Here is a 23,885-nt window from a genome sequence, read left to right on the forward strand (position 1 = left end):
ACGCGTCATCGATGAGGTTTCACACCTCTGACAGGCGAGGCCCGCCCGTATCAAGGTGACGCGCTATCAGAAAAGGGGCGATTAGCTCTCAAGCAAACGCTGCAGCAGCGTGCCATTAAGCATGGCGCGTTTGACCAGCGCGAAGGCGCCGATTGCAGAGCGGTGATCGAGGGTGGAGCGCACCACCGGCAGGTTCTTACGAAACGCCTTAAGCGCCTGGGCGTTAATGCAGCCTTCGATGGCCGGAAGAAGGACCTTTTCAGCTTCCACTATTTCGCCGGCGACGACGATTTTTTGTGGGTTGAACAGGTTAATGGCGATGGCGATCGTTTTCCCGAGGTGGCGCCCCACGTACTCAATCACCTCGCAGGCCAGGGCATCGCCCTTGTTGGCCGCTTTGCAGATAGTTTTGATCGTGCAGTCATCCGGCGTCAGACGGCTCTGGTAGCCCTGCTCCAGCAGGTGGCGAACCCGCTGTTCAATGGCGGCATTGGCCGCGACGGTCTCCAGACAGCCGAAGTTGCCGCAGTGGCAGCGTTCGCCCAGCGGGTCGACCTGAATATGGCCAATTTCGCCAACGTTGCCGTTGCGGCCGATAAAAATGCGCCCGTTGGAGATAATCCCCGCCCCGGTACCGCGGTGCACGCGCACCAGAATGGAGTCTTCGCAATCCTGGCTTGCGCCAAAATAGTGCTCGGCCAGCGCCAGGCTGCGGATATCGTGGCCAACAAAGCAGGTAACGTTGAAGCGTTTCTCCAGCGCCCCGACCAGGCCCCAGTTTTCCACCGCAATATGCGGCATATAGCGGATCACGCCGCTTTCCGGGTCGACGAGGCCCGGCAGGATCACTGAGATAGCGATCAGCTCGCGAATTTTGCGCTGACAGTTTTCGATAAAGGTGGCGATGATATTCAGCAGGGCGTGTTCCAGCGTTTCCTGGGTGCGCTCGGGCAGCGGGAAGTGCTCCTCTTCCAGGGTCTTGCTGCTTAAATCATACAGGGTCAGAGTGGCGTCATAGCGGCCAAGCCGCACGCCGATGGCGTTGAAGTTGCGAGTTTCTGCGATGATAGAGATAGCGCGGCGGCCACCGGTGGAGGCCTGCTGATCGACTTCTTTGATCAGGCCGCGCTCAATAAGCTGACGCGTGATTTTGGTCACGCTGGCAGGGGCAAGCTGGCTTTGTTCGGCTATCTGAATGCGCGAGATGGGCCCATGCTGGTCAATCAGGCGGTACACGGCCGCGCTGTTCAGTTGTTTTACGAGGTCAACGTTACCAATTTGAGCTTGTCCGCCTGCTGTCATACTTTTACTTACTCAGTGACGACCTCGTTACCATTAACGATGGTCTTGGTGATTTTATAATCGCGTGTAAAGGCGGTCAGGTTAGCGACCATGCCCGGCGCAATGCTGCCGAGCTGCTTGTCCACGCCGATAGCGCGCGCAGGATAGAGCGTCGCCATGCGCAATACTTCGTCCAGTGCCACGCCGCAATGCTCAACCAGATTACGCACCCCTTCAATCATGGTCAGGGAAGATCCGCTGAGGGTGCCGTTTTCATCTACGCACAGCCCATTGCGGTAGTATATTGTTTTCCCGGCAAAAATGAACTGGTCAATATTCGCCCCCGCCGGCGCGGTGGCGTCGGTGACCAGGCACAGCTTGTCGCCTTTCAGGCGCTTGGCGTTGCGCACGTTGGCGTAATCGACGTGCATCCCGTCGACGATGATACCGCAGTAGACATCCGGCTCGTCAAAAATCGCCCCGGCAAGACCCGGTTCGCGGCCGGTAATGTACGGCATCGCATTATACAGGTGGGTGGCGAAGGTAATGCCCGCACGGAAGCCGACTTTCGCCTCTTTCAGCGTAGCGTTGGAGTGGCCCGCGGAGACAACGATCCCGGCGGCGACCAGTTTGCGGATCACTTCTGGCTCAACGCGCTCAGGGGCGAGGGTCACTTTGGTGATCACATCGGCGTTGTCGCACAGGAAATCGACCAGCGCCGCGTCCGGTTTACGCACGTAGTCCGGATTGTGGGTGCCTTTCTTAACGATATTCAGCCACGGCCCTTCGAGATGCAGGCCCAGCGCCTGGTTCGGATGTTTTTGCAGATATTCGCGCATCACGCGCACGCCTTGCTTCATCAGATCGTCGCTGGAGGTAATCAGCGTCGGCAGGAAGCTGGTGCAGCCTGAGCGTTCGTTGGCCTTCTGCATGATCTCCAGCGTTTCGACAGTGACCGCCTCTGGGCTGTCGTTAAACTGCACGCCGCCGCAGCCGTTGAGCTGGACGTCGATAAAACCGGGGGCGATTATTGCGCCGTTGACTGAGCGCTGCTCGATGTCAGACGGCAAATCTGCCAGCGGACAAAGACGTTCGATAAAGCCATTAGCGATAACAACCGCATGGTCATCGAGAATTTCATGACCGGTATAAACCCGGCCCTGGGTTAATGCATACATTACGACCCCCGGTATATACGCCTCATCAGGTCAGCGTTCGTTCGTTTGCCGCCGGCATGATGGTGCGTACAAAGAAAAAGATGATCCCGCGCCAGGGCGCGGGAAGGACTACATTACAGACCTTTAATATTTTCAGCTTCTAATTCGTTGAAATATTTTAGCGTCTTCACTTTCAGCTCCATGGTGGACGGTTCGTCGCAGACGATCACCGCCTTCGGATGCAGTTGCAGACAGGTAATGGTCCACATGTGGTTGACGTTACCTTCTACCGCCGCCTGCAGCGCCAGCGCTTTCTGATGACCCAGCACCAGAATCATCACTTCTTCTGCGTCCAGCAGGGTGCCCACGCCGACGGTCAGCGCATATTTCGGCACCAGATCCACATCGCCGTCGAAGAAGCGGGAGTTCGCTACGCGGGTTTCATGGGTCAGGGTCTTAATACGGGTGCGGGACGCCAGAGAAGAGGCCGGTTCGTTAAACGCGATATGACCATCGTTGCCCACGCCGCCCATGAACAGGTGGATTTTACCGTAGGAACGAATTTTTTCTTCATAGCGACGGCATTCCGCATCGATGTCCGGCGCGTTACCATTCAGCAGGTTGATATTTTCTGCCGGAATATCAACGTGGTCAAAGAAATTACGGTGCATAAAGCTATGATAGCTTTCCGGATGCTCTTTCGGCAGGCCAACGTATTCATCCATGTTAAAGGTGACGACGTGCTTGAAGCTAACCTGGCCTGCTTTATGCATTTCAACCAGCGCCTTGTAGGCGGTCAGCGGGGTACCACCGGTTGGCAGACCCAGGACGAACGGACGGTCCGCGGTTGGTTTAAATGCATTAATGCGGTTAACGATATGGCGGGCAGCCCATTTACCGACCTGCTCAGCGGTTACCAGGGGAATCAGTCTCATTCTTCACCTCTATAGTCAAAGTAGATTCTGGCGGATTGGCGCCAGCACTCTAAGGAGAGTATTGCAGCAACTGCGCCGACCGGGGTCAATCCGTGTTGATTTTTTGAATGATAAAATAAGTTTTCGTTGTTAGCCAGTGCAAGGGAGGAGGGAATACGATATTTGGTGATAATTATCACAAAAAACACCCGTTTAATTTGCGATACGAATTAATTTTTCACACACTTTGCCGGTAAGTGATAAAACCGACCTTGTTACACAATAAAAAAGTGGCTTTGAAATGAGCCTCATCGGGGTCTCATAGGGGGAATAAGATGAATATTTTAGGTTTCTTTCAGCGACTGGGTAGGGCGTTGCAGCTCCCTATCGCAGTGCTGCCGGTCGCGGCATTGCTGCTGCGTTTCGGGCAACCAGACCTGTTGAATGTACCCTTCATCGCGCAAGCGGGTGGGGCGATCTTCGATAATCTGGCGCTGATCTTCGCAATTGGTGTGGCATCAAGCTGGTCCAAGGATAACGCCGGTTCTGCGGCGCTGGCCGGTGCGGTAGGGTATTTCGTGATGACCAAAGCGATGGTCACCATCAACCCGGAAATCAATATGGGCGTGCTGGCCGGTATCATTACCGGTCTGGTGGCAGGGGCGGTATACAACCGCTGGGCCGGCATCAAGCTGCCGGACTTCCTGAGCTTCTTCGGCGGCAAACGCTTCGTGCCGATCGCCACCGGCTTCTTCTGTCTGATCCTCGCGGCGATCTTCGGCTACGTCTGGCCGCCGGTGCAGCACGCTATCCACTCTGGCGGCGAATGGATCGTCTCCGCAGGGGCGCTGGGTTCCGGTATCTTTGGTTTCATCAACCGTCTGCTGATCCCAACCGGTCTGCATCAGGTGCTGAACACTATCGCCTGGTTCCAGATTGGTGAGTTCACTAACGCCGCTGGCGCTGTGTTCCACGGCGACATCAACCGCTTCTACGCCGGCGACGGCACCGCGGGGATGTTCATGTCCGGCTTCTTCCCAATCATGATGTTTGGTCTGCCGGGTGCGGCGCTGGCGATGTATCTGGCGGCGCCGAAAGCGCGTCGTCCGATGGTAGGCGGTATGCTGCTGTCCGTGGCCATCACCGCGTTCCTGACCGGGGTAACCGAGCCGCTGGAATTCCTGTTCATGTTCCTGGCTCCGCTGCTGTACCTCCTGCATGCGGTGCTGACCGGTATCAGCCTGTTCATCGCAACGGCGCTCGGGATCCATGCGGGCTTCTCCTTCTCCGCAGGTGCAATTGACTACGTGCTGATGTACAGCCTGCCGGCCGCCAGCAAAAACGTCTGGATGCTGCTGGTGATGGGCGTGGTGTTCTTCTTCGTCTACTTCCTGCTGTTCAGCGCGGTGATCCGCATGTTCAACCTGAAAACGCCGGGTCGTGAAGACAAAGCCGCTGACGTGGTAACGGAAGAAGCCAACAGCAACACTGAAGAGGGGCTGACCCAGCTGGCGACCAGCTATATCGCCGCGGTGGGCGGAACGGACAACCTGAAAGCCATTGACGCCTGTATCACCCGTCTGCGTCTGACCGTGGGCGATTCGGCGAAGGTGAACGACGCCGCCTGTAAACGTCTCGGCGCGTCCGGGGTGGTGAAACTGAATAAGCAAACCATTCAGGTTATCGTCGGTGCGAAAGCAGAGTCTATCGGCGATGAGATGAAAAAAGTGGTTACCCGCGGCCCGGTAGCGGCAGCGGCAGCCGCACCGGCTGGCAACGTCGCCACCGCAGCGCCCGCGGCTAAACCGCAGGCGGTAGCGAACGCGAAGACCGTTGAGTCGCTGGTTTCGCCGATTACCGGTGACGTGGTGGCCCTCGAGCAGGTGCCGGACGAAGCCTTCGCCAGCAAAGCCGTTGGCGACGGGATCGCGGTGAAACCGACCAGCAACATCGTGGTGGCCCCGGCCGCCGGTACCGTGGTGAAAATTTTCAACACTAACCACGCGTTCTGCCTCGAAACCAACAACGGTGCGGAAATCGTCGTTCACATGGGTATCGACACCGTGGCGCTGGAAGGCAAGGGCTTCAAACGTCTGGTTGAAGAGGGCACGGACGTGAAGGCGGGTGAGCCGATTCTGGAAATGGATCTGGACTTCCTCAACGCCAACGCGCGCTCAATGATCAGTCCGGTCGTCTGCAGCAACAGCGATGACTACAGCGCGCTGGTGATACTGGCGAGCGGTAAGGTCGTTGCTGGCCAGACGCCGCTGTATGAGATTAAAGGCAAGTAAGGCTCCTGAGTCGAGTTTTTGCCTCAGCGGCGAAGGGAAACCTTCGCCGCTTTTTTTTCCAGCAATCGGCCCCATAATCCTCTTCTGATACCTATTTTACGTAACTAATAGTTGTCACTACGCCCTGCTTGTAAGATCATGTGCCGTTATACGTTGTTTACGCTTTGAGGAACCCGTGATGAGTGAGGCAGAAGCCCGCCCGACTAACTTTATCCGTCAGATTATTGATGAAGATCTGGCTACCGGTAAACATACCACCGTTCACACTCGCTTCCCGCCGGAGCCGAACGGTTATCTGCACATTGGCCATGCAAAATCCATCTGCCTGAACTTCGGCATCGCCCAGGATTATCAGGGCCAATGCAACCTGCGTTTCGATGACACCAACCCGGTGAAAGAAGATATCGAATACGTTGAGTCGATTAAAAACGACGTGCAGTGGTTAGGTTTCCACTGGTCCGGGGACGTATGCTACTCGTCTGATTATTTCGATCAGCTGCATCAGTATGCGGTTGAGCTGATCAACAAAGGTCTGGCCTATGTTGATGAACTCTCTCCTGATGAAATTCGCGAATACCGCGGCACCCTGAAAGCGCCGGGTAAAAACAGCCCGTATCGCGACCGCAGCGTGGAAGAGAACCTGGCGCTGTTTGAAAAAATGCGTAGCGGCGGCTTCGAAGAGGGCAAAGCCTGCCTGCGCGCGAAGATCGATATGGCGTCGCCGTTTATCGTGATGCGCGATCCGGTGCTGTACCGCATTAAGTTCGCTGAGCATCATCAGACTGGCAACAAGTGGTGCATCTACCCGATGTACGACTTCACCCACTGCATCAGCGATGCGCTGGAAGGCATTACCCACTCGCTGTGTACCCTGGAGTTCCAGGACAACCGCCGCCTGTACGATTGGGTGCTGGACAACATCAGCATCCCGGTGCATCCGCGTCAGTACGAATTCTCGCGCCTGAATCTCGAATACACCGTGATGTCCAAGCGTAAGCTGAACCAGCTCGTGACTGAGAAGCACGTGGAAGGCTGGGACGACCCGCGTATGCCGACCATCTCCGGTCTGCGTCGTCGCGGCTACACCGCCGAATCCATCCGTGAGTTCTGCAAGCGCATCGGCGTGACCAAGCAGGACAATACCATCGAGATGGCGTCGCTGGAGTCCTGCATTCGTGAAGATCTGAACGAAAACGCCCCGCGCGCGATGGCGGTGATCGATCCGGTGAAACTGGTTATCGAGAACTATCCGCAGGGCGAAAGCGAAATGGTGGTGATGCCGAACCATCCGAACAAGCCGGAAATGGGCAGTCGTGAAGTGCCGTTCAGCGCCGAAATCTGGATCGATCGCGCGGACTTCCGCGAAGAAGCCAACAAACAGTACAAGCGTCTGGTGCTGGGTAAAGAAGTGCGTCTGCGCAACGCCTACGTCATCAAAGCGGAACGCGTGGAGAAAGATGCCGAAGGCAATATTACCACCATCTTCTGCACCTACGATGCCGACACCCTGAGCAAAGACCCGGCCGACGGCCGCAAGGTCAAAGGCGTGATCCATTGGGTAAGCGCGGCGCATGCGCTGCCGGTAGAGATCCGTCTCTACGATCGTCTGTTCAGCGTGCCAAACCCGGGCGCGGCGGACGATTTCCTCGCGGTAATCAACCCGGAATCGCTGGTGATCAAACAGGGGTACGCGGAGCCGAGCCTGGCGCAGGCCGAAGCCGGTAAAGCTTACCAGTTTGAGCGTGAAGGCTATTTCTGCCTCGACAGCCGCTATGCAACCGCAACCAATCTGGTGTTCAACCGCACCGTCGGGCTGCGTGATACCTGGGCGAAAGCGGGCGAATAACATTTCTTTTCTGTCAAAGCGTCGCTCCCAGCGGCGCTTTTTTTGTTTCAGAATCAGCTAATTAAACTTTTCATTTTCGCGATGCGAATTAATTCTGTTTCTGCGCGGTAATAAATAGCGCTTCTGATGTTTCCTGTCACATACAAAAAACCAATGTAATCGCTTTCAATGATTGCGTTTTTCCCTGATTTTGCAATGACTTCCATAACAAAATCATCAGAGATAAGACTGTAACAAAACGACATAAAATATGTGCGCTTTGTCATAATCTTAAGCTTTGCCTCACGAAAAACATTGATAATTCGCGTCACGAAAAATAGTCTATCTATAGTGGTTTCGCGGTCTTTTTTACCGCCCCACATTTTGCAGTTTTATTTATTTTTTAGCGATTGACCGCTGGTCTTCGCCTTTTAAAACGTCAAAGAGGATATGCACATGCGTACGTTTAGTGGCAAACGTAGTACGCTGGCGCTGGCTATTGCCGCCGTCACCGCGATGTCGGGCTGGGTTGTGGCTCCACAGGCCAGCGCAGCAGGCTTTATCGATGATTCAACCTTAACCGGCGGTATCTATTACTGGCAGCGTGAGCGTGACCGTAAAGATGTGACCGACGGCGACAAATACAAAACCAACCTTTCCCACTCCACCTGGAACGCCAACCTGGACTTCCAGTCCGGCTATGCCGCCGATATGTTTGGCCTTGATATTGCCGCGTTTACCGCGATTGAAATGGCGGAGAACGGTGATAGCGGTCACCCGAACGAAATTGCCTTCTCGTCACGTAACAAAGCCTATGACGAAGACTATTCCGGCGATAAGAGCGGCATCAGCCTGTATAAAGCCGCAGCGAAATTCAAATATGGTCCGGCGTGGGCACGTGCGGGCTATATCCAGCCAACCGGCCAGACTCTGCTGGCCCCGCACTGGAGTTTTATGCCAGGTACCTATCAGGGGGCGGAGGCCGGGGCTAACTTCGACTATGGCACGGCGGGCGCGTTAAGTTTCTCCTATATGTGGACGAACGAGTATAAAGCGCCATGGCATATCGAGATGGACGATTTCTATCAGAACGATAAGAAGACCAAAGTCGATTATCTCCACTCCGTCGGCGCTAAATATGATTTCAAAAATGACCTGGTGCTGGAGGCGGCATTTGGTCAGGCTCAGGGCTATATCGATCAGTACTTTGCTAAAGCCAGCTACAAGTTTGATGTCGCCGGCGCGCCGCTGAGCACCAGCTACCAGTTCTACGGCACCCGCGATAAGGTCAGCAACGGCGGGGTCAACGACATCTATGATGGCACCGCATGGCTGCAGGCGTTAACCTTTGGTTATAAGGTGGCGGATGTCCTGGATCTGCGTCTCGAGGGAACCTGGGTGAAGGCTGATGGCCAGCAGGGCTACTTCCTGCAGCGTATGACCCCGACCTACGCCTCTTCCAATGGTCGTCTCGATATCTGGTGGGATAACCGCTCCGACTTTAACGCCAACGGCGAAAAAGCGGTCTTCTTTGGCGCGATGTATGACATGAAAAACTGGGATATGCCGGGCTGGGCGTTCGGCGCGTCTTATGTCTACGCCTGGGATGCGAAGCCGGGCCGAATGTCCTCTCCGGATGCGTACTATGACCCTGACTATCGCCTGAAAGAGTCGGCCTATAGCCTGGATGCAATGTATACCGTACAGGAAGGGCGGGCGAAGGGCACCCTGTTCAAACTGCACTTTACCCAATACGACAACCATTCCGATATTCCGAGCTGGAGCGGCGGCTACGGCAACATCTTCCAGGATGAGCGCGACGTGAAGTTCATGGTTATCGCCCCGTTCACTATTTTCTGATGCCTGCGCGGCGGGCGTGAGCCTGCCGCACCTCTGGGAGAACGACAATGAAAAAAATGCTGCTTATTGCCATGATGGCAGCGGGCCTGGTGGCCTGCACCACGTCGCCGGCGCCGAAAGAAGACACCAAACTGAAAGATGCCTATAGCGCCTGTATTAATACGGCGGAAGGGAATCCGGACAAGATTGAAGCCTGCCAGAGCGTACTGAATGTGCTGAAAAAGGATAAACAGCACCAGCAGTTCGCCAACCAGGAGAGCGTTCGCGTCCTGGATTACCAACAGTGTATTCAGGCCACCCGCACCGGCAACGATCAGGCGGTGAAAGCGCGCTGCGATCAGATCTGGAAAGAGATCCGCAGCAATAATACGACCCATTAAATCAGACGACAGCGGCAAACGGGCGGGGCATATCTCCGCCCGTTTGTTTTTTTTGCGCTGACTCTCCGCCGGCTGATAGCCGCGGCTCAGCCGCACGAACAACAGGACGGTGGCGACGAACCCGCATAGCGCGGCGCACATTAGCCACCAGCCCGGCGCGCTTTTATCGCCGGTGAGCTCGACCAGGGCTGTGGAAATAGCTCGCGTCAGTCCGCCGAAGATCGTGGTGGCAAGGCTGAAGGCCAGCGAAAAGCCCACGGTGCGGACGTGTACCGGCATCACTTCGGTAAGCGCCGCGACCATCGCGCCGTTATACATGTCAAAGAAGAACGAGAACCATACCAGGACCAGCGTCATACGGGTGAAATCGGGCGCGACGGTGAGCCAGTGCATCACCGGCCAGGTGGTGAGCAGCGCCAGCACGGTAATGCCCATCAGCACCGGACGACGACCGATCCGGTCAGAGATCGCCCCGCTGGCGAAGTTCCATATCAACTCTCCGGACAAAGCGGGGACGAGGAAAGTCACCCCAGGGGCGTGTGCGGGAAGGGCGCCAGAGGCGCCCATAAAAAAGCCAACCGGCAGGTTGGCTTTTCAGTCTCAGCGAAACGGGGAATTATTTTTCCACCGCGTCGTGGGCGTGTTCGTCCTCGCGGCAATCCCCTTCCGCACAGTGACCGTACAGATACAGACTGTGGTTGGTCAGGCGGATGCCGTGGCGGGAGGCAATTTCACGCTGGCGTAATTCGATCGAGTCGTCGCTGAATTCGATCACTTTGCCGCAGTCGAGGCAGATCAGGTGATCGTGGTGATGCTGCTGGGTCAGTTCGAAAACGGATTTTCCGCCTTCGAAATTATGACGAGTCACGATGCCGGCGTCATCAAACTGGTTGAGGACGCGGTAAACGGTCGCCAGACCGATCTCTTCGCCCATGTCGATCAGGCGTTTATATAAGTCTTCCGCACTGACATGATGGTTATCCGGTTCCTGCAGCACTTCAAGGATTTTTAGTCGAGGAAGTGTGACTTTCAGGCCAGCCTTCTTTAATGCGGTATTGTTGTCAGTCATGCGGAATCTGTCCTGTTGCTAAACGATCTACTTCCTTCAACGGAAGTCATACAGAAATTAACCCGACGTAATGCGTCTCATTATAGAACTGCCACTGGTAAATGAAAACTGCAAGCATCAGGCCTGGTTTGCTGTCAAAAACGAGGCACCAGCTACAAACTGCGTCACGTGCCTCGTAGAATCAGAGGACATTGTACAGATATGTGATTAAAAGTTAAAAACTTGTAGCTATTAGTTTGATTGCTTTTGTCTATTAATGCGGCGCAACTCAATGATTGCGCCGCTTAATCATCAGGCGTTTTTGATTTCTTCGAGGTGCAGCTCTTCGGCAACCTGCTTCACCCATTTCTCAACGCGCTCGTTGGTCAGCTCCGGCTGGCGGTCTTCATCGATGGCGAGGCCGACGAAGTGGTCGTCATCCGCCAGGCCTTTGGAAGCCTCAAAATGATACCCCGCCGTTGGCCAGTGACCGACGATGGTCGCGCCGCGCGGCTCAATGATGTCGCGGATGGTGCCCAGCGCGTCGCAGAAGTATTCTGCGTAATCTTCCTGGTCGCCGCAGCCGAACAGCGCCACCAGTTTGCCATTGAAGTCGATCTCTTCCAGCGTCGGGAAGAAGTCATCCCAGTCACACTGCGCTTCACCGTAGTACCAGGTCGGGATACCGAGCAGCAGGATGTCGTGGGCTTCCAGGTCTTCTTTGCTGCTTTTGGCAATGTCGTGAACATCAGCAACATCTTTACCAAGCTGCTTTTGAATCATTTTTGCAATATTTTCGGTGTTGCCGGTGTCGCTGCCAAAAAAGATGCCGATGATTGCCATGAGTAAAATAACCTCTTGAAACTTAAATGATGTGGTAGGGACGCAATGCCCATAGATAACGGCAATCATAGCAGAACAGGCAAGGGCGCGGAAACAGCAATCACGCCCGACTGCACACTCTGCTACATGAATGCGGGTTTTTCGCGGAAAGTTAGACTTTTCCCTGGCTGCGCAGGGCGGTTAACTGGGTCATCAGCATCTCTTCAATGAGATCGCTGCGGCTCATATTACGCGCTTCCGCCAGCTCGTTGAGCGCATCGACCGCATCGGCGTTGAGTTTTAACTCCACGCGCTTCAGCCCGCGAACCTTATCGCGTTTCAGCTGGTTACGTTTGTTGATGCGCAGTTGTTCATCGCGCGACAGCGGATTGGTTTTCGGTCTTCCCGGGCGACGCTCGTTTGCGAACAAATCTAATGTCGTACGGTCCGTTTGTTCTTTTGCCATGATTCTGAGTGACTTCGGGGAAACAAGCTGCCGGGCTCTAGCCGGCGCAGATAGCGCGCCATCATACATCAGGCGAACGGCTGCGCCAACGACCGTGGGCATTCTGCGGCGCGGTCGGGCATATTTTAGCCAATCAGGCGGCGATGCTCGTCAGATAGCGGCGGATGGCGCGTAACACCGCCTCGGGTTTCTCAGCATGGACCCAGTGTCCGGCGCCGGCGATGACGTGGGCCCGGGCCTGCGGGAACTGGGCCAGCAGCGCGTCGCGGTAGGCGTCGGTCACATAGGGCGAGTTGCCGCCGGGAATAAACTGCGTCGGGTGCGGCCAGGCCGGGATGGTTTCCCAGCCGACGATATGCGGATACTGGTCCCACAGCACCGGCACGTTGAAGCGCCAGTCGCCGTCGACGAATGATTTCAGCAGGAACTGAATCACGCCTTCTTCCTGCAGGTGCTCGCGCATCACCTGCGCCGCCTGCTGGCGGGTGCTGGCGGCGGATTCGCTGACGGCGCGGATAGCGGCGAAGATCTCATCATGGCGGCGAACGTGATAATCCACCGGCGCGATATCGATCGCCACCAGACCGCTGATGCGTTCAGGCGCCAGGGCGGTAAGCGCCATTACCGCTTTCCCGCCCATCGAATGGCCGATAAAGGTGGCGCGCTCGATCTGGTGCGCGTCGAGCGTATCAAGCAGATCCTGCGCCATGGCGGGGTAGGTCATCTCTGGCGACCGCGGCGACAAACCGTGGTTGCGCATATCGACCTGCACAATATCATGGTCGGCGATCAGGTCGCGGGCGAGGATGCCCAGGTTGTCCAGGCTGCCAAACAGACCGTGGACCAGCACGATCGGGGAGTGGTTGTGCGGATTCTGTGCAGATTGCGCTCGGCTATTTAATTTCATGGCAAAGTTCTTTTTTTCGCTCCGTCGGGTTAGGGTATTATGTTGGACATTCTGCCATCCGGCTGCAAGACCCAGAAGTTTTCTGAGTTTTACCGCCATCCTGGTTTGACGCTATCCGCGGTTGGGATTTGTACTTATAATCCCAACGATTTGTATTCAGAAAAGATATCGCACTGGATTAAGATGAAAACAATTGAAGTTGATGATGAACTCTATCGCTATATTGCCAGCCACACTCTGCATATCGGCGAGAGCGCATCCGACATTTTACGGCGTATGCTAAAATTTTCCGCCGTTTCCCAACCGGCTACACCGGTCAGCAAAGCCGCGCCGACGCTGGCGCCAGCGCCTGTCGCTGAGGTGAAACCCGCTAACCCGGTGAAAGATAAAGTCCGCGCCATGCGCGAGATGCTGTTATCTGATGAATACGCCGAGCAGAAGCGCGCGGTGAACCGTTTTATGCTGGTGTTGACGACCCTCTACTCCCTGGACAGTAAAGCATTTGCCGAGGCCACCGAGTCTCTGCACGGCCGCACGCGCGTTTACTTCGCGGAAGATGCGCGTACGCTGCTGAAAAGCGGTAATCAGACCAAACCGAAACAGGTTCCTGGTACACCGTGGTGGGTGATCACCAATACCAATACCGGCCGTAAATGCAGCATGATTGAGCACATCATGCAGTCGATGCAGTTCCCTGCGGAGCTGATTGAAAAGGTTTGCGGCACGATCTAGCTTTTTAACATTTGCACCAGAAGGATCAGGCAATGGCAATCGATAAACGTGCGGGGCAGCCTGCGCAACAGAGTGATTTGATTAACGTCGCCCAACTGACTGCTCAGTACTACGTGCTGAAGCCTGAAGTCGGTAATGCGGAGCATGCGGTAAAATTCGGCACCTCTGGCCATCGCGGTAGCGCGGCGCGCCACAACTTCAACGAACCGCATATCCTGGCCATCGCCCAGGCCATTGCGGAAGATCGTGCGAAAAACGGGATCACCGGTCCGTGCTATGTCGGCAAAGATACCCACGCCCTCTCCGAGCCGGCGTTTATTTCGGTGCTGGAAGTGTTAACCGCCAACGGCGTCGACGTGATCGTGCAGGAAAACAACGGCTTCACCCCGACGCCGGCGGTCTCCAACGCGATTCTGGTGCATAACAAAAAAGGCGGTCCGCTGGCGGACGGCATTGTGATCACCCCGTCACACAACCCGCCGGAAGATGGTGGTATCAAGTACAATCCGCCAAACGGCGGCCCGGCTGATACCAACGTCACCAAAGTGGTGGAAAACCGCGCCAACGAACTGCTGGCCGCGGGCCTGCAGGGCGTGAAACGCATTTCTCTGGACGCGGCGCTGGCTTCTGGCCACGTTAAAGAACAGGATCTGGTGCAGCCGTTCATTGAGGGGCTGGCGGATATCGTCGATATGGCCGCAATCCAGAAAGCCGGCCTGACGCTGGGCGTCGATCCGCTGGGCGGGTCCGGTATCGAATACTGGAAGCGCATTGGCGAGCACTACAAGCTCAATCTGACCATTGTTAACGATCAGGTGGATCAGACCTTCCGCTTTATGCACCTCGATAAAGACGGCGCCATCCGCATGGATTGCTCCTCAGAGTGTGCGATGGCCGGCCTGCTGGCGCTGCGCGATAAGTTCGATCTGGCGTTTGCTAACGACCCGGATTACGACCGCCACGGGATTGTCACCCCGGCGGGGTTGATGAACCCGAACCACTACCTGGCGGTAGCGATCAACTACCTGTTCCAGCATCGTCCGCAGTGGGGCAAAGAGGTGGCGGTGGGTAAAACGCTGGTCTCCTCCGCGATGATTGACCGCGTGGTGAACGATCTGGGCCGCAAGCTGGTGGAAGTGCCGGTGGGCTTTAAGTGGTTTGTCGACGGCCTGTTCGATGGCAGCTTCGGCTTCGGCGGCGAAGAGAGCGCCGGGGCCTCCTTCCTGCGCTTCGACGGCACGCCGTGGTCCACCGATAAAGACGGCATCATCATGTGCCTGCTGGCGGCGGAAATCACCGCGGTGACCGGGAAAAACCCGCAGGAGCATTACAACGAACTGGCGGAACGCTTCGGTGCGCCGAGCTATAACCGTCTGCAGGCTTCCGCGACCTCCGCGCAGAAAGCGGCGCTGTCCAAGCTCTCTCCGGAAATGGTCAGCGCTGACACCCTGGCGGGGGATCCGATCACTGCCCGTCTGACCGCGGCGCCGGGCAACGGGGCGGCGATTGGCGGCCTCAAGGTGATGACCGACAACGGCTGGTTCGCGGCGCGTCCGTCAGGCACCGAAGACGCCTACAAGATCTACTGCGAAAGCTTCCTCGGCGAAGAGCATCGCAAGCTGATTGAAAAAGAAGCGGTAGAGATTGTCAGCGAAGTGCTGAAGAACGCTTAACGACGCACTACCATCAGGCCCCTTGCGGGCCTGATTTTTTTCGCAAGGATAGCGATGAAAATACAACGGAAGTCTCTGTTTTTGTTCTGGGCGTGGATGGATCTCTTTTTCGTCCTGCAATTCTTATGGTGGAATATTGCCCACCGCCGCCTCCCTTTTTACGACGATCTGCTGGCTTATCTCCAGCTGCTGCACACCTGGGGCTCCGCGGCGGTCTGGCTGTACCCGCTGAATGTTCTGCTGATTATCAGCATCCCGCTATCGATGATCTTTTTTTTCCGCCAGAGCCGCTATGCGCTGTGGCTGGCCTGGGGGCAGGCGCCGCTCAGGCTGCTGTTCATGCAGCCTTCGCTATTGCTGGGCCTGTGGCTGATTCAGGCTGCCGGCGTCCGGCATGTAGCGATCCTGGCAGGCTTTCTGCTGCTCTCTGAAGGGCTGAAAATCGCCAGCCTCTGGTACTGCAGAGGCGGGATTCAGGGCATAAAGCGATAGCCAATCCCGGTTTCGGTCAGCAAATGCTGCGGCCGTGCCGGATCGGCCTCCAGCTTTTGTCGCAGATGACCCATATAGATCCGCAGATAGTGGCTGTGCTCCACGGCGTTAGGCCCCCACACCTGATTCAGCAGCTGGCGCTGGGTAAGCACTTTGCCGGGATTATTCAACAGCGCCGCCAGCAGGCGAAACTCGATAGGCGTCAGGTGGATCTCTTCGCTGCCGCGCAGGATGCGGCGGGCGGGGATATTGACCTCCAGGTCAGCGAAGCGCACCACCGGCTCATCGGCCTGCGCCGCGCCGTGGCGACGCAGCGCGACGCGCAGGCGGGCCTGCAGCTCGCCGATGCCAAAGGGTTTACTTAAGTAGTCATCGGCGCCGGCATCCAGGGCGGCAATTTTGTCATGCTCTTCGCTACGCGCTGACAGGACGATAATCGGCATCTGGCTCCACTGACGCAGGTCGCGAATAAAATCAATGCCGTCACCATCCGGCAGGCCGAGATCGAGGATCGCGAGGTCGGGCTTACGGGTGGCGGCTTCAATCAGCCCACGCTGCAGGGTTTCCGCTTCAAATACGCGCATGCCGTCGGCTTCCAGCGCGGTGCGGAGAAAGCGTCGGATAGCGTGTTCGTCTTCGATAATCAGAACGTTAATCACAATTCCTCAGGTAGCTCTTCCAGTTCAGGGGGCGTTTCTCCCGGCAGTGTAACACGGAATGAGGCGCCGCCCTCGGGCCGGTTGCTGGCGGAGATGGTCCCGCCGTGGACGTCGACGATGGCCTGACAGATGGCAAGGCCCAGCCCGACGCCAGGGATCGCCGACTCTTTGTTGCCGCGGGCGAATTTATCAAAGATAGTCTGCTCCTGGCCTGCCGGGATCCCAGGACCGTTATCCCATACCTCCAGCGACAGCTGCCGGGCGTCCGCCTCGGCGCGGATGCCGATGCTCGCCCGGGCGCCGGCATACTTATGGGCATTTTCCAGCAGGTTGATCAGCACCCGCTCGAACAGCGGTCCGTCGACATGCACCAGCTGGAGGGGATCGGGTAAATCCAGCTGAATATGCTGGCCGCCGAGGCTTGGCTCGAGCATGCGCAGCGCGCTGCCGACCACTTCCTCCAGCGTCAGCCACTCCTTATGCAGATTAAAGCCGCCGGACTGGATCCGCGCCATATCCAACAGGTTGTTCACCAGCCGGGTGGTGTTGAGCACATGCTGGCGGATTTCGTTGGCCTGCGGGGCATGTTTTGAACCTTCGCTGGCCAGATCGAGGGTCAGAATTTCCGCCTGGCCAAACAGCACGGTCAGCGGAGTACGCAGATCGTGCGACAGGGCGGCGAGCAGCGAGTTACGCAGGCTTTCCCGCTCGCTGGTCAGCCGGGCCTGCTCTTCGCTGGCGGTCAGGGTGAGGCGCTCCAGGGCGCTGGCCACCAGCAGAGTAAAGGTCTCCAGCAGCCGCTGCTGCTCCGGGATCATCAATTGGCGCAGATTCTCCGGTTCCACCACCAGTAGTCCCCAGGTGCGGGCGGCGCTCTTCAGGGGCAAGATCTGATACGGCACGCCGGGCAGGGTATCGGTGCCGGCGCCGGCAGGTTGGCCCTTATCAAAGCTCCAGCGGGCGATGGCATCATCCCACGGGGTCAGCCCTGGCTGGTGGGTTAAGGGCAGCAGTTTTCCCTGGGCGTCCGGGAGCAGCAGCTGGCTGCGGGCCTGAAAGGTGGAGGCGATAAATCGCTCGCTGGTGGTGGCGATATCCTGCTGGCTGCGACCCACCGCCAGTGCTTTAGACATCTCATACAGATGGCGGGTACGGCGTTCACGGTAGCGCGCCACCCGCGCCTGGTAGCGCACGCCGGCGGTGAGGTTGCCGATAAGCAGGCCCACGGTGAGCATCACGCCGAAGGTGAGCAGATACTGGACATCCGACACCGCCAGCGTCCCGCGCGGGGCGACAAAAAAGAGATCGAAGCTGATGACGTTGATCACCGTCGCCAGCACCGACGGCCAGCGGCCATAGACCAGGGCGATGATCACCACCCCCAGCAGATAGAGCATCACCAGGTTGGCGGCTTCGAAAGCCATCAACCACTGCATGGCCACCAGGGTAATGATGGCGCATAGCGCCACCGCCACCGCGCAGCCCTGCAGCTGCAGGCGCCATTTCTCCAGCGCCGGACGGCTGTCGCTGGCGCGTGCGGCAAGGGGGAAGGGTTTCTCATCGAGGGCGATCACCACCAGATCGAGGTCCGGCGCATGGCGAGCCAGACGATCGGCGAAGCCGCTGCGATCCCACCAGCGGCGCTTGCTTTGGCGGCCAATGACGATTTTGCCGAGGTTATGTTCGCGGGCGTAATGGAGGACCGCTTTCTCTTCCGACGGGTCGGAGAGGGTGGCGGTTTCGGCCCCCAGCTCCTGGGCCAGACGCAGCGCGGCGAGAATAGCCCGCCGCCGGCCTTCCGGTAGCCGGTGCAGGGAAGGGGTCTCGACATACACCGCATGCCAGACGCTGCCCAGGCGGGCGGCGAGCCGGGCGGCGGCGCGCACCAGCTTTTCGCTGCCGGTATTGTGCCCGATACAGAGCAGGATCGCATCGCGGGTGTGCCAGACTTTCTCCTGGCCCTGGCGGTCGCGCCAGGCGCGCATCTGCTCATCGACGCGGTCGGCGGTGCGGCGCAGGGCCAGCTCGCGCAGCGCAATCAGATTGCCCTTGCGGAAAAAGTTTTCGATAGCGCGCTCGGCCTGGCCGCCGATGTAGACTTTGCCCTCATTGAGCCGCTGGCGCAGATCGTCAGGGGGGAGGTCCACCAGCACCACGTCGTCCGCGGCGTCAAAGAAGGGATCGGGAACCGTTTCCCGCACCTGCACGCCGGTGATCCCGCTGACGACGTCATTCAGACTTTCCAGATGCTGGACGTTAACGGTAGTGAAAACATCTATCCCGGCCTCCAGCAGTTCATCCACATCCTGCCAGCGCTTTGGATGGCGGGAGCCTGGCGCATTGCTGTGCGCCAGCTCATCCACCAGAATCAACGCCGGACGGCGGGCGAGGGCGGCGTCGAGATCGAACTCATAGACGTACCGCCCGCGATGGGCAAGCCGCCGCGGCGGCAGAGTGCTCAGGCCCTGCAGCATCGCGGCGGTCTCTTTACGGCCGTGGGTCTCCGCCACGCCAATCAGAATATCCAGCCCCTGGGCGCGCAGCCGCTGCGCTTCCGCCAGCATCGCCCAGGTTTTCCCCACCCCGGCGCAGGCGCCAAAGAACACTTTCAGTTTGCCGCGATGCGGGGCGGCGGTGTGCTGCAGCAGGCGGTCAGGGTCCGGGCGCAGCGGCTCGTCACTCATTTACTTATCCTTCAGGGCATCCAGCGCCATATTGAGTTGCAGTATATTGACCACCGGCTGGCCAAGGAAGCTCAGCAGCGGGGTTTGTGTGGCCTGATTCACCAACTGGGTTACCTGCTCAACGCTCAGCTGGCGCGCTTGAGCCACCCGGGGCACCTGCCACAGCGCGGCGGCCGGAGTCAGGTTGTTATCGAGACCGCTCGCCGAGGTGGTGACCAGTTCGACCGGCACCCGCGGGTCGGCGTCCGGGTTGGCGGCGCGCAGGGCCTGCACGCGCTCGCTCACCGCTTTATCCAGCGCCGGGTTGCTGGCGGCGAGGTTGCTGCCGCCAGAGGCCATGGGATTATCCGCCGTCTCCGCGGTGGCCGACGGGCGGCCCTGAAAATAGCCTGCGGCGGTGAAGTTCTGGCCAATCAGCGCCGAGCCGCGCACTTCACCGTTCAGGCGGATCAGCGAGCCGTTGGCCTGTGAGTTAAACCACCATTGTCCCAGGCTGGTGGTAAGCAGAGGATAGACGCCGCCGGTGAGCAGCGTTAACAGAATAAATAGCACAAGTGCCGGACGAATCAATGACATAGTTTGTTCCTCACACCAGACCGCTCAGGGTCAGCAGCAGGTCGATGGCTTTAATACCGATAAAGGGCACCAGCAGACCGCCGAGGCCGTAGATCCACAGGTTGCGGCGCAGCATCGCCGAGGCGGAGAGCGGGCGATAGCTGACGCCTTTCAGGGCCAGCGGGATCAGAAAGACGATGATCAGCGCGTTGAAGATAACGGCGCTGAGGATCGCCGATGAGGGCGAATGCAGGCCCATCACGTTCAGCATGGCCAGCTGAGGATAGACCGCGGCAAACGCCGCCGGAATAATGGCGAAATATTTCGCCACGTCGTTGGCAATACTGAAGGTGGTCAGCGAACCGCGCGTCATTAACATCTGTTTGCCGATATGGACCACCTCAATCAGCTTGGTGGGGTTGGAATCCAGGTCGACCATGTTGCCCGCTTCCTTCGCCGCCTGGGTGCCGGAGTTCATGGCCACCGCCACGTCGGCCTGAGCCAGCGCGGGCGCGTCGTTGGTGCCGTCGCCGGTCATCGCCACCAGCCGACCTTCCGACTGGTACTGGCGGATCAGCGCCAGCTTGGCTTCCGGCGTCGCTTCGGCGAGGAAATCATCGACGCCGGCCTCGGCGGCGATCGCCGCGGCGGTCAGGCGGTTATCGCCGGTGATCATCACCGTTTTAATGCCCATTTTGCGCAGCTGGGCGAAACGTTCTTTGATGCCGCCTTTGACGATATCTTTGAGCGCAATAATCCCCAGCACCTTTTCGCCTTCGGCGACCACCAGCGGCGTGGCCCCCTGGCGAGCGACCTCTTCCACCTGTTTATCGACATCGGCAGGGAAGTGGCCGCCGTTGGCCTCCACGTGGCGGCGAATGGCGTCCACCGACCCTTTGCGGATCATGCGCTGATCGATATTGATGCCGCCCATCCTCGTTTGCGCGGTAAAGGGGACAAAGGTGGCGTGCAGCGACTGCAGATCGCGTTCGCGCAGGTTAAAGCGCTGTTTCGCCAGCACCACGATGCTGCGCCCCTCAGGGGTTTCATCCGCCAGCGAGGAGAGCTGGGCGGCGTCGGCGAGGGTTCGCTCTTCCACGCCGCGAGCCGGCAGGAAGGCGGAGGCCTGGCGGTTGCCGAGAGTAATAGTCCCGGTTTTATCCAGCAGCAGAACATCGACGTCGCCAGCGGCTTCCACCGCGCGGCCGCTGGTGGCGATCACGTTGGCGCCGAGCATACGACTCATCCCGGCGACGCCGATGGCCGACAGCAGCCCTCCGATGGTGGTCGGGATCAGGCACACCAGCAGGGCGACCAGTACGGTAACGCTGACCGCATTGCCGCTCCACGCCGAGAAGGGCCAAATGGTGGCGGTGGCCAGCAGGAACACCAGCGTCAGGGCGATCAGCAGGATCGTCAGGGCGATCTCGTTCGGCGTTTTACGGCGCTGGGCGCCTTCCACCATGGCGATCATCCGGTCGAGGAAGGTTTCTCCCGGGTTCACGCTGCAGCGGATCACCAGCCAGTCGGAGAGAATGCGTGTCCCGCCGGTCACCGAGGCAAAATCGCCACCGGATTCACGGATCACCGGGGCAGACTCGCCGGTAATGGCGCTTTCGTCCACCGAGGCGCCGCCTTCGATGACTTCGCCATCGCAGGGGATAATATCCCCGGCTTCCACCAGTACCACGTCGCCTTTGCGCAGGTCTTCCGCCGGCACGTGATCGACCGGCGCGTCATGCTGCGGGGTGCGCAGTTTGCGGGCGAAGGCCGTTTTTTTCACCCCTTTCAGGCTGTTGGCCTGGGCTTTGCTGCGGCCTTCCGCCATCGCTTCGGCAAAGTTGGCGAACAGCACGGTAAACCACAGCCAGATACTGACGGCGGCGGTAAAGGTGGCGCTACCGGTCAGGGCGCCGCCAGCCATGGCGATCGCCAGCAGGGTGGTTAACAGACTGCCCACCCAGACGATAAACATCACCGGATTGCGCCATTGCACCATCGGGCTGAGTTTTTTCACGGCATCCAGCAGCGCCTGGCGCACCAGCGTCGGCTCCAGCAGGGCTAATTGTTTGCGACTCATAACAGGGTGCTCCGCATCGCTCAAAGTAAGGAAAAGTGTTCAGCCAGCGGGCCAAGCGCCAGCGCAGGAATAAAGGTCAGGGCGCCCACCAGCAGCACGGTGCCGATCAGTAAACCGATAAACAGGGCGTCGTGGGTGGCCAGGGTGCCGGGGCTGGCCGGTTGAATTTTCTTCGCCACCAGCGAGCCGGCGATGGCCATCACCGGAATGATGACGGCGAAGCGGCCGACCAGCATGCAGAACGCCAGCAGCAGGTTCCAGAACGGCGTCGCCGCACCCAGGCCAGCGAAGGCGCTACCGTTGTTATTGGCCGCCGAGGTGACGGCGTACAGCACTTCGCTAAAGCCGTGCGGTCCAGGGTTGAACATCCCGGCGCGGCCGGCGTCGGTCATCATCGCCAGCGCCGTGCCGAGCAACACCAGCGTCGGGGTGACCAGAATGGCGAGGGCGATCATTTTCATTTCCCGGACATCGATTTTCTTCCCGAGGTACTCCGGGGTGCGGCCGACCATCAGCCCGGCGATAAATACCGCCAGCATAACGAACAGCAGCATGCCGTACAGGCCCGAGCCGACGCCGCCGAATACCACTTCGCCAATCTGCATCAGCCACATCGGCACCATGCCGCCCAGCGCGGTGAAGGAGTCATGCATGGCATTGACCGCGCCGCAGGAGGCGGCGGTGGTGATCACCGCGAACAGACTGCTGGCGAGAATACCGAAGCGACTCTCTTTTCCTTCCATATTCAGGCTGCTGTCGGCACCCAGCGTCAGCAGATGCGGATTGCCGCGGGTCTCCGCCCACATCACCACGGCGACGCAGAGGATAAAGATCAGCGTCATTGCCCACAGGATGGCGCGTCCCTGACGCCGATCGCTTACCACCTCGCCGAAGGCGAAGCACAGCGCCGCCGGGATCAGGAAGATCGCCAGCATCTGCACGAGATTGGTCAGCGCGGTCGGGTTTTCAAACGGATGGGCGGAGTTGGCATTGAAGAAACCGCCGCCGTTAGTGCCCAGCAGCTTAATCGCTTCCTGTGAGGCGACAGGCCCCATCGGCAGCAGCTGGTGCACCCCTTCGAGGGTGGTAAAGGGCTGGTAGGCCTGCAGATTCTGCGGCACGCCCTGCTGAATAAAGAACAGGGCCACCAGCAGAGAGAGCGGCAGCAGCAGCCACAGGGTAATGCGCGTCAGATCGACCCAGGCATTGCCGAGGGTCGACATTTTCTGCCGGGCGAAGGCGCGGGTCAGGGCGAAGACCACGGCGATGCCGGTGGCGGCGGAGAGGAAATTCTGCACCGTCAGGCCGACCATCTGGCTGAGATAACTCATGGTGCTTTCGCCGGCGTAAGCCTGCCAGTTGGTATTGCTGACAAAGCTGATCGCGGTATTGAGCGCCAGATCCCATGACAGCCCCGGCAGGTGCTGCGGGTTAAACGGCAGCACGCCCTGGAGCATCAGCAGGGCAAACAGCGCCAGGCCGCCGAGGGCGTTAAACAGCAGGATCGCCAGCAAATACTGCAGCCAGCCCATCTCCTCGGCGCGGATCCCGGCCACGCGCCACAGGACGCGCTCGACGCCGGCCAGGCCGGGAAGCGGGATATCGTTCACCATTCTCGCCAGACACATCCCCAGCGGGCGCGCCAGCACCAGCAATACCAGCAGATAGCTGGCTAATAATAAAAATCCCTGGGCAGCCATCAGAATGCCTCCGCATGTATCAAGGCATAAACCAGATAAGCCAGTAACAGGAACACCAGCCCAACGCCAGTGAGTACGCCTGCAGTCACAATCCACCTCCGGGTGTGTTTTCGATTTACCTGGAGGATAGAAATTACGGCGCAAAGATTTCGCAAAAATCCGCGGGTGCGGTGTAAAAAAAGTATAAAAATGACAAAGGCACAAATTAACTGATGGTTAGTATTAATTTAACTTTTTCGTAACTAATTTACGTGGCGAATGTAAATTAAGTATAAATACGTGCTTTTTAGTGGTCGGATGAGTAGTAAAATTACAAGCAGAGCGGTATTATTTTGCTCAGACAAACATGATTAATTTTA

21 protein-coding genes are annotated in these 23,885 nt (G+C 58.2%); 8 read left to right on the forward strand and 13 right to left on the reverse strand.

Features of this window, described 5'->3' with window-relative positions; genetic code table 11:
• Positions 1–81 precede the first annotated feature (81 nt).
• The 3 genes from KPHS_15300 to KPHS_15320 all read right to left on the reverse strand — a co-directional run bounded on the left by KPHS_15300 (position 82) and on the right by KPHS_15320 (position 3,373).
• On the reverse strand, positions 82–1,302 hold the full coding sequence (locus tag KPHS_15300; RefSeq protein ID YP_005225830.1) for an ROK family transcriptional regulator: 1,221 nt from the start codon (positions 1,300–1,302) through the stop codon (positions 82–84).
• 8 nt (positions 1,303–1,310) lie between these two features.
• Positions 1,311–2,459, reverse strand: coding sequence for an N-acetylglucosamine-6-phosphate deacetylase (locus tag KPHS_15310; protein ID YP_005225831.1), 1,149 nt, complete (start codon positions 2,457–2,459; stop codon positions 1,311–1,313).
• 113 nt (positions 2,460–2,572) lie between these two features.
• Positions 2,573–3,373: a glucosamine-6-phosphate deaminase gene (locus KPHS_15320; RefSeq protein ID YP_005225832.1), complete on the reverse strand. Its 801-nt coding sequence runs from the start codon at positions 3,371–3,373 to the stop codon at positions 2,573–2,575.
• A gap of 314 nt (positions 3,374–3,687) precedes the next feature.
• Here KPHS_15320 and KPHS_15330 point away from each other — a divergent pair, with 314 nt between their 5' ends.
• Positions 3,688–5,643, forward strand: coding sequence for an N-acetyl glucosamine specific PTS system components IIABC (locus KPHS_15330; protein ID YP_005225833.1), 1,956 nt, complete (start codon positions 3,688–3,690; stop codon positions 5,641–5,643).
• A gap of 178 nt (positions 5,644–5,821) precedes the next feature.
• Complete coding sequence (locus KPHS_15340) at positions 5,822–7,489, forward strand: glutaminyl-tRNA synthetase (protein ID YP_005225834.1); 1,668 nt, start codon at positions 5,822–5,824, stop codon at positions 7,487–7,489.
• Positions 7,490–7,542: 53 nt separating this feature from the next.
• Here KPHS_15340 and KPHS_15350 read toward each other — a convergent pair whose 3' ends face one another.
• Positions 7,543–7,851 carry a B12-dependent methionine synthase gene (locus tag KPHS_15350; RefSeq protein ID YP_005225835.1) on the reverse strand — a complete coding sequence of 103 codons (309 nt, stop codon included), beginning with the start codon at positions 7,849–7,851 and terminating at the stop codon, positions 7,543–7,545.
• Between the two features lie 73 nt (positions 7,852–7,924).
• Here KPHS_15350 and KPHS_15360 point away from each other — a divergent pair, with 73 nt between their 5' ends.
• A complete protein-coding gene (locus tag KPHS_15360; RefSeq protein ID YP_005225836.1) occupies positions 7,925–9,328 on the forward strand; it encodes a chitoporin in 1,404 nt (467 codons plus the stop codon).
• 47 nt (positions 9,329–9,375) lie between these two features.
• Positions 9,376–9,708 (forward strand): hypothetical protein, encoded by a 333-nt coding sequence (locus tag KPHS_15370; RefSeq protein ID YP_005225837.1) that lies wholly within the window; start codon positions 9,376–9,378, stop codon positions 9,706–9,708.
• A 616-nt stretch (positions 9,709–10,324) separates the two neighbouring features.
• On the opposite strand, the gene KPHS_15380 is transcribed toward KPHS_15370, so the two are convergent.
• From KPHS_15380 to KPHS_15420, 4 genes are all read right to left on the reverse strand, one after another.
• Positions 10,325–10,777, reverse strand: coding sequence for a ferric uptake regulator (locus KPHS_15380; protein YP_005225838.1), 453 nt, complete (start codon positions 10,775–10,777; stop codon positions 10,325–10,327).
• Between the two features lie 291 nt (positions 10,778–11,068).
• Complete coding sequence (locus KPHS_15390) at positions 11,069–11,599, reverse strand: flavodoxin (protein YP_005225839.1); 531 nt, start codon at positions 11,597–11,599, stop codon at positions 11,069–11,071.
• Between the two features lie 151 nt (positions 11,600–11,750).
• On the reverse strand, positions 11,751–12,044 hold the full coding sequence (locus KPHS_15400; RefSeq protein ID YP_005225840.1) for a LexA regulated protein: 294 nt from the start codon (positions 12,042–12,044) through the stop codon (positions 11,751–11,753).
• 133 nt (positions 12,045–12,177) lie between these two features.
• The gene (locus KPHS_15420; RefSeq protein YP_005225841.1) at positions 12,178–12,894 is read right to left on the reverse strand and encodes an esterase YbfF; all 717 of its coding nucleotides are present in this window, start codon (positions 12,892–12,894) and stop codon (positions 12,178–12,180) included.
• 26 nt (positions 12,895–12,920) lie between these two features.
• Here KPHS_15420 and KPHS_15410 point away from each other — a divergent pair, with 26 nt between their 5' ends.
• The 4 genes from KPHS_15410 to KPHS_15450 all read left to right on the forward strand — a co-directional run bounded on the left by KPHS_15410 (position 12,921) and on the right by KPHS_15450 (position 15,848).
• Entirely contained in the window at positions 12,921–13,037 is a 117-nt protein-coding gene (locus tag KPHS_15410) for a hypothetical protein (protein YP_005225842.1), read from the forward strand.
• Between the two features lie 97 nt (positions 13,038–13,134).
• Positions 13,135–13,683, forward strand: a complete 549-nt coding sequence (locus tag KPHS_15430; RefSeq protein ID YP_005225843.1) for a replication initiation regulator SeqA — start codon at positions 13,135–13,137, stop codon at positions 13,681–13,683.
• A gap of 32 nt (positions 13,684–13,715) precedes the next feature.
• Positions 13,716–15,356, forward strand: coding sequence for a phosphoglucomutase (locus tag KPHS_15440; RefSeq protein ID YP_005225844.1), 1,641 nt, complete (start codon positions 13,716–13,718; stop codon positions 15,354–15,356).
• Between the two features lie 54 nt (positions 15,357–15,410).
• Positions 15,411–15,848: a putative arginine/ornithine antiporter gene (locus tag KPHS_15450; RefSeq protein YP_005225845.1), complete on the forward strand. Its 438-nt coding sequence runs from the start codon at positions 15,411–15,413 to the stop codon at positions 15,846–15,848.
• On the opposite strand, the gene KPHS_15460 is transcribed toward KPHS_15450, so the two are convergent.
• From KPHS_15460 to KPHS_15500, 5 genes are read right to left on the reverse strand one after another with little or no spacing between them, the layout of a single operon-like run.
• Positions 15,830–16,507 carry a KDP operon transcriptional regulatory protein KdpE gene (locus KPHS_15460; RefSeq protein YP_005225846.1) on the reverse strand — a complete coding sequence of 226 codons (678 nt, stop codon included), beginning with the start codon at positions 16,505–16,507 and terminating at the stop codon, positions 15,830–15,832. The two genes, KPHS_15450 and KPHS_15460, sit on opposite strands and share 19 nt — an antisense overlap.
• Positions 16,504–19,191 (reverse strand): sensor histidine kinase KdpD, encoded by a 2,688-nt coding sequence (locus tag KPHS_15470; protein ID YP_005225847.1) that lies wholly within the window; start codon positions 19,189–19,191, stop codon positions 16,504–16,506. The genes KPHS_15460 and KPHS_15470 overlap by 4 nt, the downstream gene beginning before the upstream one ends.
• Entirely contained in the window at positions 19,192–19,767 is a 576-nt protein-coding gene (locus tag KPHS_15480; RefSeq protein YP_005225848.1) for a potassium-transporting ATPase subunit C, read from the reverse strand.
• A gap of 10 nt (positions 19,768–19,777) precedes the next feature.
• Positions 19,778–21,826, reverse strand: coding sequence for a potassium-transporting ATPase subunit B (locus tag KPHS_15490; RefSeq protein ID YP_005225849.1), 2,049 nt, complete (start codon positions 21,824–21,826; stop codon positions 19,778–19,780).
• A gap of 20 nt (positions 21,827–21,846) precedes the next feature.
• Positions 21,847–23,526 (reverse strand): K+-transporting ATPase, encoded by a 1,680-nt coding sequence (locus KPHS_15500; RefSeq protein YP_005225850.1) that lies wholly within the window; start codon positions 23,524–23,526, stop codon positions 21,847–21,849.
• Positions 23,527–23,885: the final 359 nt, after the last annotated feature.

Origin of the sequence: Klebsiella pneumoniae subsp. pneumoniae HS11286 (genome assembly GCF_000240185.1) — a bacterium.
Taxonomy (GTDB): Bacteria; Pseudomonadota; Gammaproteobacteria; order Enterobacterales; family Enterobacteriaceae; genus Klebsiella; species Klebsiella pneumoniae.